General features: G+C 66.6%; 11 protein-coding genes. 4 read left to right on the top strand and 7 right to left on the bottom strand.

Annotated elements, in window-relative coordinates; genetic code table 11:
- The first annotated feature begins 129 nt into the window (after positions 1–129).
- From urtE to V9L20_RS24355, 4 genes are all read left to right on the top strand, one after another.
- Positions 130–819 (top strand): urea ABC transporter ATP-binding subunit UrtE, encoded by a 690-nt coding sequence (gene urtE / locus V9L20_RS24370; protein WP_337298560.1) that lies wholly within the window; start codon positions 130–132, stop codon positions 817–819.
- 40 nt (positions 820–859) lie between these two features.
- A complete protein-coding gene (fmdA, locus tag V9L20_RS24365; RefSeq protein WP_337298559.1) occupies positions 860–2,092 on the top strand; it encodes a formamidase in 1,233 nt (410 codons plus the stop codon).
- A gap of 7 nt (positions 2,093–2,099) precedes the next feature.
- Positions 2,100–2,444 (top strand): FmdB family zinc ribbon protein, encoded by a 345-nt coding sequence (locus tag V9L20_RS24360; protein ID WP_337298558.1) that lies wholly within the window; start codon positions 2,100–2,102, stop codon positions 2,442–2,444.
- A 159-nt stretch (positions 2,445–2,603) separates the two neighbouring features.
- The gene (locus V9L20_RS24355; RefSeq protein ID WP_337298557.1) at positions 2,604–2,954 is read left to right on the top strand and encodes an alpha/beta hydrolase; all 351 of its coding nucleotides are present in this window, start codon (positions 2,604–2,606) and stop codon (positions 2,952–2,954) included.
- Between the two features lie 90 nt (positions 2,955–3,044).
- Here V9L20_RS24355 and V9L20_RS24350 read toward each other — a convergent pair whose 3' ends face one another.
- The 7 genes from V9L20_RS24350 to V9L20_RS24320 all read right to left on the bottom strand — a co-directional run bounded on the left by V9L20_RS24350 (position 3,045) and on the right by V9L20_RS24320 (position 11,909).
- Positions 3,045–5,321, bottom strand: coding sequence for a glycoside hydrolase family 3 N-terminal domain-containing protein (locus V9L20_RS24350; RefSeq protein ID WP_337298556.1), 2,277 nt, complete (start codon positions 5,319–5,321; stop codon positions 3,045–3,047).
- 58 nt (positions 5,322–5,379) lie between these two features.
- Positions 5,380–6,351 carry a D-2-hydroxyacid dehydrogenase gene (locus tag V9L20_RS24345; RefSeq protein WP_443098627.1) on the bottom strand — a complete coding sequence of 324 codons (972 nt, stop codon included), beginning with the start codon at positions 6,349–6,351 and terminating at the stop codon, positions 5,380–5,382.
- A gap of 25 nt (positions 6,352–6,376) precedes the next feature.
- On the bottom strand, positions 6,377–7,396 hold the full coding sequence (locus V9L20_RS24340; protein WP_337298554.1) for a Bug family tripartite tricarboxylate transporter substrate binding protein: 1,020 nt from the start codon (positions 7,394–7,396) through the stop codon (positions 6,377–6,379).
- A gap of 42 nt (positions 7,397–7,438) precedes the next feature.
- Positions 7,439–8,227: a class II aldolase/adducin family protein gene (locus tag V9L20_RS24335; RefSeq protein ID WP_337298553.1), complete on the bottom strand. Its 789-nt coding sequence runs from the start codon at positions 8,225–8,227 to the stop codon at positions 7,439–7,441.
- Between the two features lie 40 nt (positions 8,228–8,267).
- The gene (gene tcuB, locus V9L20_RS24330; RefSeq protein ID WP_337298552.1) at positions 8,268–9,494 is read right to left on the bottom strand and encodes a tricarballylate utilization 4Fe-4S protein TcuB; all 1,227 of its coding nucleotides are present in this window, start codon (positions 9,492–9,494) and stop codon (positions 8,268–8,270) included.
- Positions 9,478–10,905: an FAD-dependent tricarballylate dehydrogenase TcuA gene (gene tcuA, locus V9L20_RS24325; RefSeq protein WP_337298551.1), complete on the bottom strand. Its 1,428-nt coding sequence runs from the start codon at positions 10,903–10,905 to the stop codon at positions 9,478–9,480. Before tcuA ends, tcuB begins: the two co-directional genes overlap by 17 nt.
- A 77-nt stretch (positions 10,906–10,982) precedes the next feature.
- A complete protein-coding gene (locus V9L20_RS24320; RefSeq protein WP_337298550.1) occupies positions 10,983–11,909 on the bottom strand; it encodes a LysR family transcriptional regulator in 927 nt (308 codons plus the stop codon).
- Between the last annotated feature and the right edge of the window lie 3 nt (positions 11,910–11,912).

Raw genomic sequence — 11,912 nt, 5'->3', positions numbered from 1 at the left:
GGAGGGGCGCAGCCCCGGGGGACATTCGCGGAGGGGAGTACCCGGTGGCCTTTGCACAAGCCCTGAACAACAGCGCCAACAACAACAGCGCCAACAACAAACACCCCAGGAAGTGACATGAGCAACATCATGCTGAAGGTCGATGACCTGCACGTAGCCTACGGCCAGAGCGAAGCCCTGCACGGCATCTCCTTCGAAGGCCATGCCAACGAAACAATAGCCATCATGGGCCGCAACGGCATGGGCAAGACCACGCTGTTCAAGAGCCTCATGGGCGTGCTGCCGCTGAAGAGTGGCCGCATCGAAGTGGCGGGGCAGGACGTGTCGCGCGACGAGAGCTTCAAGCGCGTGGCCAAGGGCATTGCCTACGTGCCGCAGGGCCGCATGATCTTTCCGACATTGACCGTCGAAGAGAACATCCAGACCGGCCTCGAGAACTCGAAGACCAGACGCATTCCCGAAGAAATTTACGCGCTGTTCCCCGTGCTCTGGGACATGAAGCGCCGCAAGGGCGGAAACCTCTCCGGCGGCCAGCAACAGCAGCTTGCCATTGCGCGCGCCCTCGTTACCGACCCCAAAGTCTTGCTGCTCGACGAGCCCACAGAGGGTATCCAGCCTTCGATCATCAAGGACATCGCCAAGGCCCTCAACGAGATCCGCAAGCTGCGCGGCATCACCATCGTCGTGTCCGAGCAGGTGCTGAGCTTTGCGATGGATGTGGCCGACCGGCTCTTCGTGATCGAGGGCGGCCGGCTTGTGCACGAGACCGCGCGCGACAAGACCGATGTCGATCACATCAAGGCCTACCTCTCCGTATGACCTTCTTCGTTAACCACAACCCAACCAGGAGCCACTGCAAATGACGGACACGCTGATCAAGGTCGACCTGACCAAGCCGCCCACCGAGAACGAGATGATCCACAACCGCTGGCATCCGGACATTCCGATGGCCTGCTGGGTCAACCCGGGCGACGACTTCATTCTCGAGACCTTCGACTGGACCGGTGGCTTCATCAAGAACAACGACAGTGCCGACGACGTGCGCGACATCGACCTGAGCACCGTGCACTACCTCTCGGGCCCTGTGGGCGTGAAGGGCGCCGAGCCCGGCGACCTGCTGGTGGTCGACCTGCTCGACATCGGTGCCAAGCAGGACAGCCTCTGGGGCTTCAACGGCTTCTTCTCAAAGAAGAACGGCGGCGGCTTCTTGACCGACCATTTTCCCGAAGCGCAGAAATCCATCTGGGACTTCAAGGGCATGTTCACCAGTTCGCGGCACGTGCCGGGCGTCAACTTTGCCGGCCTCATCCATCCCGGCCTGATTGGCTGCCTGCCCGACAAGCCCATGCTCGACATGTGGAACGAGCGCGAAGGCAAGCACATTGCCACCGACCCTGACCGCGTGCCCGGCCTTGCCAACCCGCCGTTCGCAGGCACTGCCCACATGGGCAAAATGACCGGCGAGGCCCGCGCCAAGGCCGCGGCCGAAGGTGCGCGCACCGTGCCGCCGCGCGAGCACGGCGGCAACTGCGACATCAAGGACCTTTCGCGCGGCTCCAAGGTTTTCTTCCCTGTGTATGTCGATGGCGCTGGCCTCAGCGTGGGCGACCTGCACTTCAGCCAAGGCGACGGCGAGATCACCTTCTGCGGCGCCATCGAAATGGCCGGGTGGGTGCATATGAAGGTCACGCTCATCAAGGGCGGCATGGCCAAGTACGGCATCAAGAACCCGATCTTCAAGCCGAGCGTGATCACGCCGCAGTACAACGACTACCTCATCTTCGAAGGCATCTCCGTCGACGAGGCCGGCAAGCAGTACTACCTGGACGTGAACGTGGCTTACCGCCAGGCGTGCCTCAACGCGATCGAGTACCTGAAGAAATTCGGCTACTCGGGCGCACAGGCGTATTCGATCCTTGGCACGGCACCCGTGCAGGGCCACATCAGCGGCGTGGTCGATGTGCCCAACTCTTGCGCCACGCTCTGGCTGCCCACGCAGATCTTCGACTTCGACATCAATCCGAATGCCGCGGGCCCGGTGAAGATGATCGACGGCAGCATCGACATGCCGCTCTCGCACGACCTGGTCTGACGCGCCCATGCCTACCTACGACTACGCCTGCCGCCAATGCGGCGGCTTCGAGGCGCTGCGGCCCTCGGGCCAGCGCGACGAGCCTGCCGGGTGCCCCGATTGCGGGTGCGCGTCGCCGCGCGTGCTCTCGGCCGCACCGCGGCTTGCGCTGATGGCATCGGGTACCCGCCGCGCAATGGAGACCAACGAGCGTGCAAGGCATGAGCCCGGCAGCTCGCGCGACTACGCGCGCTTCAAGCATCCGGCAGGCTGTGGATGCTGCTCAGGGTCGTCGCGGCGCAGCGCGACGGTAACGGCGCCAAGCGGTGCGAAGTCGGCGCCGTCGAAGCGGCCGTGGATGATTTCGCACTAATCCTGCGCTAAGACTGCGAAGCGGATGGTGAGGCAGTGACGCCTTGGCATCTGCCGGATTGTTTCAATCTCGTGAACGCCGTGATTCGTTTTGCGGCGTTTTTTAATGGGTGTTCGGGATCAAACTTCATCTCACCAACCAACCCATTAGGAGATTGAAATGAATGCCTCGAAGATCCTCGCTGCCGCTGCTCTCTCGCTCCTGGCTGCTGCCGGTGCCCAAGCAGAAACCTATGAAGGCGTGCTGACCGTGAACTCGGGCGTTTCGCGCTCCGAAGTTGCGCCGCAAGCCGTTGCCGCCGCTCGCGCCGGCAACCAATACAGCGAAGGCGCCAGCGCCGGCGCACAACCCTTCACCTCGACCGCCGACCGCTCGGTGATCCAGGCTGAAGCCGTTGCCAAGGCACACGACCCGCTGGCCAGCCTCGACCGCCGCGCCTTCTACCGAGACGAAGTGCCGCAAGCCTACAAGAAGCCCAGCGTGTCGTTCACGCGCCAAGCTGGCCTGTAAGCCGATCTCTCGCTGATCAGTGCGATGAAGAACGGGCCCTCGACGGGGCCCGTTTTCCGTTGCTGTAGAAGCTGGGCTGCGCGGCGTCCATCACTCCCGCGTCAGCGCAAAGCTCTTTCGTATGCCGCCGGTCGCCGAAGGCGCGACCCACAGATCGAACTCACCGGGTTCGACGGTCGGCTTCATGTCGCGGCCGATGAACTGCAGGTCTTCCGCACCGAGCGTGAACTCGACCACCTTCGATGCGCCGGGCTCGATGCGCACCTTGCGAAAGTTCTTGAGCTCGCGCACGGGCCGCGTCACGCTTGCGGCGCGCTCGGCGGTGTACAGCTGCACCACTTCCTCGGCCTCGCGCTGGCCGGTGTTGGTCACGGTCGCTCGCACACGCAGGGTGCTGCCAAGCGGCAACCTGTCGCGGCTGAGTTCAACGCCGTCGTAGCGCACCGGTGCATAGCCGATGCCGTACCCGAAGGGATAGAGCGCCTGGTTCGTGGTGTCCACGTACCGGGTCTTGAAAGCCATGGCCTGGTCGTTGTCGGGCAACGGGCGGCCGGTGCGCTTCTGGCCGTAATAGAAGGGCACCTGGCCCGAGGTTTGCGGAAAGCTCACCGGCAGTCGGCCCGACGGATTGAAGTCGCCGAACACCACGTCGGCAATGGCGGCCCCGGTTTGCACGCCCAGAAACCAGGTGACCAAGATCGCGTCGGCATTGCGCACCGCGCCCCGCAACGCCATCGCACGGCCGTTGCTCAGCAGCACGACCACGGGCTTGCCGGTCGCGGCCACCGCTTCGGCCAGCTCTTGCTGCGCCTGGGGAAGGCCGATGTCGGTGCGCGAGCGGGCCTCGCCTGACATGAGCTGGCCTTCGCCGACGGCGAGCACCACCACGTCGGCATTGCGTGCCGCCGCCACCGCGGCCTCGATGCCGCCTGCCAGCGGCGAGTCGATGCCCGAGCCGCGCACCACCGTCAATGCCGCGGGGTCGCGCAGCGCGGCACGCAGGCCGTCTTCGATGCCCACGGGGGCCGATTGCCCCGGGAACAGGCTCCAGGCGCCAAGCAGGTCTTGCGTGCCGGAGGCGAAGGGGCCGATCAGCGCGATCTTCTTGCCTGACTTGGGCAGCGGCAGCACTGCGCGTTCGTTCTTCAGCATCACGATGGAACGGCGCGCGTCCTCACGCGCCAGCGCAATGTGCGCGGGGTTTTCGGGGCGGGTTTGCGCCGGTGGGCCGTCGAGTCCCCGAAAGGGCTGGTCGAACAGGCCGAGCTTCTGCTTGACCCACAGCACGCGGCGCACCGCATCGTCCAGTCGCGCCATCGGCACTTCGCCCGAGGCCACGAGCTCGGGCAGGTAGCGCATGTAGAGGCCGCTCTGCATGCTGACATCGGTGCCGGCCAGGAACGACTGCTTGGCGGCTTCACGCCCGTTGGCAGCGTAGCCGTGGGCAATCAGCTCCTCGTCGGCGGTGTAGTCTGAAACCACGAAGCCCTTGAACTTCCACTCGTCGCGCAGCACGCCCGTCAGCAGCGCGGGGTTGGCAATCGATGGAATGCCCGAGATTTCATTGAAGGCACTCATTACCGAGAGCGCACCCGCGTCCAGCGCGGCGCGGAATGGCGGCAGGTACACCTGGCGCAGCGTGCGTTCGGAAATGTCGGTGGCTGCGTAGTCGAGCCCGCCCTCGGCGGCGCCATAGGCCGCAAAGTGCTTGGGCGTGGCCAGCAATGCATCGCCGCGCGAGAGGTCGCTGCCCTGGAAGCCGCGCACGCGCGCCGCCGCAAACAGGTTGGCCAGGTACACGTCTTCGCCCGCGCCCTCGATGCCGCGGCCCCAGCGTGCATCGCGGGCAATGTCCACCATGGGCGCAAAGGTCCAGCGGAAGCCGTCGGCACTGGCTTCCACCGCCGCCGCGCGGGCGGTGCGCTCGGCCAGTTCGGGCTCCCAGCTGGCGGCCTCTGCCAGCGGCATGGGGAAGATGGTGCGAAAGCCGTGGATCACGTCGGCGCCGTAGAGCAGCGGAATGCCCAGGCGCGATTCGCGCACGGCCACCTCTTGCAGTACGCGCTTGCGCTCCAGTCCCTGGTTGTTGAAAAGGCCCGTGAGCCGACCGGCGCGCACGTCGTCGATCTCTTGCTGCGCATTGCGCTGGCCAGCTTGTGGGTTGCCGGGAATGTTGGTGTCGGCGGGGCCGTAGAGGCTGAGCTGGCCCACTTTTTCCTCGACCGTCATGCGGGCGACGAGCGAATCGATACGAGCGTCCACGCCTTGCAGGCCCTCGGTGGTGGCCGGGGCGGCATGGGAGGCGGGGGAGGAAAGAAAACAGGCCAGGCCCAGCAGGGCCGCCATGGCGGGGGTTCGAACGTGCATGGCCCGCCATTCTCACGCCAAAGCCTGACCGCACGGCATGGTCGGTCTTTTGGAGCTGTTACACCCGGTTTAACAGCGGCTGTCCCTCGGTCCAGCGGCGCAGGTTGTCCAGGAAGATGGCGGCCACGCGCATCTCGTTGCCGTCGGAGTGGCCCGCGGTGTGTGGCGTGACGATCACATTGGGCATGTCCCACAGGGGCGATTCGGCCGGCAGCGGCTCGTGGGCGAACACGTCGAGGTAGGCGCCGGCCAGTGCACCGCGCCGCAATGCGTCGATGAGCGGGGGTTCTTCCGCCACTTCGCCGCGCGCTACGTTCACCAGGCGCGCGCCGGCGGGCAAGCGCGCGAGCGCGGCCGCATCGATGAGCCCGCGCGTGCGCTCGGTCAACGGGCAGCACAGCACGAGCCAGTCGGCCCGCGGCAGTACCTCGCCGATGCGCTCGTAGCTCACCGTTTCGGATGCGGGCGGCTCGGCCGCGCCGTCGGTGCTTCGAACGGCGACCACGTGCAGGCCCAGTGCCGCAAGCAGCGAGGCCAGGCCTCGGCCAATGGGGCCCCAGCCGACGATGACCGCGGTCTGCCCCGCAAGGTCGCGCGGCAGCCCGCTGCCCACGAGCGGCGCCCAGCTCCGGTTGCGCTGCGCCGCCAGTAGCTGCGGAAAGCAGCGTGCCAGCATCAGCACGCCAGCCAGCGCGGTCTGCACCACCACGCCTGCGTTGGCGCCGGACGATGTCGTCACGGCTACGCCGCGCGCAATGAGGTCGCCATACACCGGTCGGTCAGCGCCCGACGAATGGGCATGCACCCATTTCAACGAAGGCGCGCTGCGCAGCGCATCGTGAAAGCGCTGGGTTTGCGGCAGCACCGCGTGCTTGGTCGAAAGGCCGGTGACGTCGCGCGAGACGAAGGCCACATCGGCATCGTCGCCAATGCTTGCCAGCACATACGGCTTGCCGCCGAGTGCCGCCTGCAGGCCATTCCCGGCATGGCGCGCAGCTTCGGGCGAGATGAGAATGCGCAGCGGCTGCATCGGTGTCTTCACGTGCGAGGCCGGGTCACTCGGCCGTGGCGCCCGATTCGCGCACGATGAGCTTCCACTTCTCGTACTCGCGCCGCGTGAACTGCCCAAACTGCGCGGGTGTACCCCCAACCGGGTCGGCGCCTTCGCGCACCATCTGTGCGCTCAGCGATGGCAGCGTGTCGTTCACGGCCTTGTTGAGCAGCGCAATCACGGGCTCGGGCGTTCCCTTGGGCGCGAAGAATCCGAACCACGAGCCCGCAGAAAAATCCGGAAAGCCTTTCTCGGCCACCGTGGGCACATCGGGCAGCGAGCGCGAGCGCTGCAGGCTGCTGACTGCAATGGCGCGAAGCTTGCCGCCCTTGATGTGGGAGATGACCGAGGGAATGGTCGCGAACATGAACTGGACCCGGCCTGCGATCAGGTCGTTCAGTGCGTTGGCGCCCTTGTAGGGTATGTGCAGCGTCTCGGCGCCGATGCGCTTGCTGAGCATGAAGCTCGACAGGTGCGACGAGGTGCCCACGCCCGTGGAGCCGTAGTTCAGCTTATTGGGGTTGGCCTTGGCGTAGGCGATGAATTCTTCCATCGTCTTGGCGGGCACCGCGGGGTTCACCACCAGCACGTTGGGCACGTCGGCAATCTGCACCACCGGCACCAGGTCCGTGAGCGGGTCGTAGGGCAGGTTCTTGTAGAGCGTCTGGTTCACGGCCATGGGGCCGACCGAATTGACGATGAGCGTGTAGCCGTCCGCCGGTGCGCGCACCACGAATTCGGTGCCGATGTTGCCTCCACCGCCGGGCTTGTTGTCGATGACGAAGGGCTGGCCGAGCTTCTCGGACATCTGCTGCGTGACCGCACGCGCCAGGATGTCGGTGGTGCCGCCGGCGGTGAAGGCCACGACCACGCGAACCGGCTTAGAGGGGTACGCCGCCTGCGCTTCGGCACGGTGCGCCGTGACCAGGCCGCTGGTGAACAGGGCCAGTGCCGCAATGCCCGCGAGACTGCGGCACCGCAGGGCGATTGAATCAACGGATGATGAAAGCTTGTCTCGTGTCATTTTCTAGTTCCTCTGATGGGATGGTTTGATGCGCGGGGGCCGTCAGTCGCGAAAGCCCGGGTCCATGCGGTCCAGCTTGCGCAGCAGCGCGGGCCATTCCATGAGCCCGTAGGGGCGGCGCGTCCCGGGCTGGTAGTTGTTCCAGGTTTCTTCCAGGATGTGCTGCGGCACCTTCATCAAAGGCGTGTTGCACGACATGGCACCGATCTGCGCGCGGCAGGCCAGCTCGAGCCGGTGCATCCAGTTGAAGGCCTCGCCCACGCTGCGGCCTACCACCAGCGCGCCGTGGTTGCGGAAGATCACTGCTTCGCCCTGGCCCAGGTCGGCCAGCAGCGACGCCTGCTCCTCGGTGTTGAGCACGACGCCCTGGTAGTTGTGATAGCCGACCTTCAGGAAGCGCATGGCGGTCTGCGTGAGCGGCAGCAGGCCGCATTCGAGCGAGGACACCGCCATCGACGCCCAGCTGTGCGTGTGGATCACGCAGGCCACGTCGGGCCGCGCGGCATGCACGGCGCTGTGGATCACGTAGCCGGCCTTGTTGATGCCGTAGTCCAGCTCGCCGAAGTCTGGCTTCGAGAGGATGTTGCCGTCCTGGTCGACCTTGATGAGGCTCGATGCGGTGATCTCCTCGTACATCATCCCGTAGGGGTTGATGAGAAAGGCGCCTTTCTCGCCCGGCACGTGCGACGAGATGTGGTTGGCCATCATGTCCGACATGCCGTACAGGTCGACCAGCCGGTAGCAGGCCGCAAGGTCGACGCGGGCCTGCCACTCGGCTTCGGAGCAACGGCCCTTCATGGAAGGAATGTGGAGTACGCCGGGTGTGTTCATCGTGATGTTTTCCTTTCGGAGGCTTCGATACAGAAGGAGCTCAGTCGCCGCCCAGCTGCAAGCGGCTGGGCAGGCGTTTTTCAATCGCGAACTTCAGCAGCGCCGCCGAGCGGAAGATGCCGTGCGCGAATTTGCCGTAGGGCAGCGTCAGGAAAAGCGCCATCACCACGCCCAGGTGCACCGCGAGCAGCAGCGCCATGAAGGCGGTGTCGCGCCAGGCGAGCAGCGCAAGGCCCGTCAGGCTGGTGAGCAGCAGCAGCGCGATGAAGCCGCGGTCCATCGGCCGCTGCGCAATGTCGCCGTGCGCGGCATTGCGCCGCAGGTTCATCCACAGCAGCCCGACCGGGCCGATCACCAGGCCGATGCCGCCGGCAGTGCCCAGCAGCACCGGCAGGCTGGTGAGCGCATAGGGCGCTTGCAGCCCGAGCAGGTAGTGGTACAGCGTTGCGACGCAGGTGGAGGCAAAGCACAGCATGAAGCCGTAGAAGGTGAAGTGGTGAAAGCGCCGCCGCCAGAGCGTGAAGCGGTCGTCCTCGTTGTTGCAGCCCTGGCCGTGGCCGCCGTCCAGGTACTTGAGTCGCAGCACGTCGTGCGCCGCCTCGGCGCTTGCCGCGGCGCGCACGCCGGCCACTTCGGCGGGCGCGCTTTCCTGTGCCGGCGACACCTCGCGCCAGAACCGGCGCGTGCCCATGCCCAGCGCGAACACCACCAGGCCGAACACCGCGCCGAACACCAGCGCCAGAAAGTTGTGCGGAAAGATCGCGTAGAAATTGCCCGCGAGCGGCTCATGCAGCAGCGATCCCGTCATTGCCACGGCCGACACAAGGAACAGCGCGAGGCCGGCGGCCAGTGCGAGCGCCACGGTCAAGCCGGCCTTCTTGTAGAGCGCGCCCATCGCGGGCGGCCACGCATAGTCGTGGTACGTCTGCATGCGCACCTGCGCCATGGCTTGCGGCACGTTCACCGCAAACTCGTGCGGCGGCGCATATTGGCATGCATGCAGGCAGGAGCCGCAGTTGTGGCACAGGTTGGCAAGGTAGTGCGTGTCGGCCTTGCCGAACTCGAGCCGCCGCGTCATCGCGGGAAACACGGCGCAGAAGCCTTCGCAATAGCGGCAGGCATTGCAGATCTGCAGGATGCGCGCCACCTCGCCCTCGCTCGCAGTCAGGGGCAGGGCGAGGCGAATCGGAATCACCCGCGGCGAGGCGCTGCCGATGCCGTCTGCATCCGCACGGGCGCGCGCGACGAGGTCAGTGAGCTGCTGCAAGGGCGGCCTCCGGGGAATTCTTCGAAGGGTTCTTTGCCGCGCGCGCAGCCTGCGTGCCGGCGATGCGCCCGAAGGCCGTGCCGATGCTCATGCCCACGCCGGCCGTGTAGCCCTTGCCCAGCACGTTGCCAGCCATCATTTCTCCGGCCACGAAGAGGTTGGGGCTGGGCCGGCCGCCGAAGCGCACTGCGGCCGTCTCGTCCACCTTCAGGCCGAGATAGGTGAAGGTGATGCCGGGCCGCACGGGGTAGGCGTAGAAGGGTGCCGTGTCCAGCGGGCGCGCCCAGTGCGTCTTGGCGGGCGAGAGGCCTTCGGTGTGGCAGTCGTCCAGCGCCGTGTGGTCGAAGCGGCCGATGCGGCAGGCGGCGTTGTAGTCCTGCACGGTGCGAACGAACGCGGTTTCGTCCAGGCCGATCTTCTGCGCGAGTTCACCGAGCGTGTTTGCCTGCGTGCCGGTGAACACCGGCGGCATGAAGCGCCCGACCGCCTTCTGGTCGATGATCGACCATGCGATCTGCCCCGGCTGCTGCGCCACCAGCCGGCCCCAGATCGCATAGCGCTTGGGCCAGAAGTCGTCGCCCTCGTCGTAGAAGCGCTGCGCCTCGCGGTTGACTACCACGCCGAGCGACACGCAGTCGATGCGCGTGCAGATGCCGCCGTCGTACAGCGGCGCGCGCGCGTCGATGGCCACCATGTGTCCCTGCGACGGATCGCCGATGCTGTCGGCACCGGCTTCGATCATGTGCTTGAGCAGCACGCCCTGGTTGAAGCGCGTGCCGCGGATCAGGAAGTTGTCGGCCGGCCACTCGCCGCGCTCGTTCTGGCCCCAGGCTTCGCGCAGCCATTCGCGGTTCGACTCGAAGCCCCCGGCGGCCAGCACGCAGCTCCTGGCTTCGATGCGTTCCCCGGCTTCGGTGTGCACGGCCACGAAGCGGTCGCCGTCGAGCTCCACCGAGGCCACGGGCGTGTCGTAGCGGATCTGCACGCCCAGCTTTTCGGCGCTGCGGAAATAGGCGTTCACCAGCGCCTTGCCGCCGCCCATGAAGAAGGCATTGGTGCGCGCCACGTGCAACGCACCCGAAAGCGGCGGCTGAAAGTGCACGCCGTGGCTGCGCATCCAGTCGCGGCAGTTGGAAGAGGCGCGAATCACCAGGCGCGCCAAGTGCTCGTCGGTGAGGCCGCCGGTCACCTTCAGCAGGTCTTGCCAGTACTCCTCTTCAGGGTAGGCGTCGATCAGCACGTCCTGCGGCGCGTCGTGCATGCAGCGCAGGTTGCGGGTGTGCTGCGAGTTGCCGCCGCGCCACTCCTTGGGCGAGGCTTCGAGCAGCAGCACCGAAGCGCCGGCCTCGCGCGCCATCAGCGCGGCGCACAGCGCGGCATTGCCGCCGCCGACGACCAGAACATCTATCACTCGTGGGTCTCCTTGCAATGCAGGAGACTTTAGGGAGCTGGGCCTTCACGCGAAAGGCCGAAAGAGGCAACGGGTGTTCAGTTTTCGAGAAGACTGGCGCCGGTCCAGCGGCCTTCGCGCACCAGGGCGCGGGCGGTGTCCGCAAGCACCACGCGGGCGGCGAGTGCGGCGGGCGAAAGCTCGTCGTCAGAGAGGCTGACGAGCAGGTTGCGGCGGCCCACGTGCGCATCGCTGATCTGCGTGAGCTGCAGGTCGTCGCGGTCGTGCCGGGCCGTGGCGGCGCCGGGTTGGATGGTCGCGCCGTGGCCTGCGCGCACCGCGTCCATCAACAGCGCCAAGCCATCCACCTCGGCGACGATGCGCGGCGAAATGCGGGCGCGCGCAAACGCCGCCATCAGCGTGGCGCGCAAGCCGTGGCTGCCGCTGGGCAGGATGAGTGGCACATCGGCCAGTTGCGACAGGCGCACCTTGGTGCCCGTGGGGCGCCCGTCCAGCGTCGGCGATGCGATCACGAACAGCTTTTCGGCCAGCAGCGGCAGCACGCTCCAGCGCCGCGGCGTGTCGGTCTGGAACAGCACGGCCAGGTCGAGCTGGCGCGCATGCAGCATGGTGGTGAGGTGGCCCGAGAGCGCCTCGACCATGTGCAGCCGCACCTCGGGGTAGCGCTCCTGCATGGCGCGCATCAGCGGCACGCCGAGCACCGTAGCGGTGGTGGGCGCGAGGCCCACGCTCACATGGCCCGAGAGGCGCGCCTGCTGCGCCGCGCGCACCGCGTCGTCGGCATGCCGCAGCGTGAGCTGCGCCTGGTGCAAGAAGGCCAGGCCGGCATCGGTGGGCACCACGCCGGTCGAGCTACGCTGCAGCAGCCGCGTCGAAAGCTCGCCCTCGAGCCGGCTGATCTGCTGGCTCAGCGCCGATGTGACCACGCCCAGCTCGATGGCCGCGCGGCCCATGCTGCGGAGTTCGCAGACCTTGACGAAGTAACGCAGTTGCCTCAGTTCCATGCC

It is taken from the genome of Variovorax sp. CCNWLW225 (assembly GCF_037204045.1).
In the GTDB taxonomy this organism is placed as follows: Bacteria; Pseudomonadota; Gammaproteobacteria; order Burkholderiales; family Burkholderiaceae_C; genus Variovorax.
Note: the sequence above shows the minus strand (reverse complement) of the source record. Positions and strands in the feature narration are given on the sequence as shown.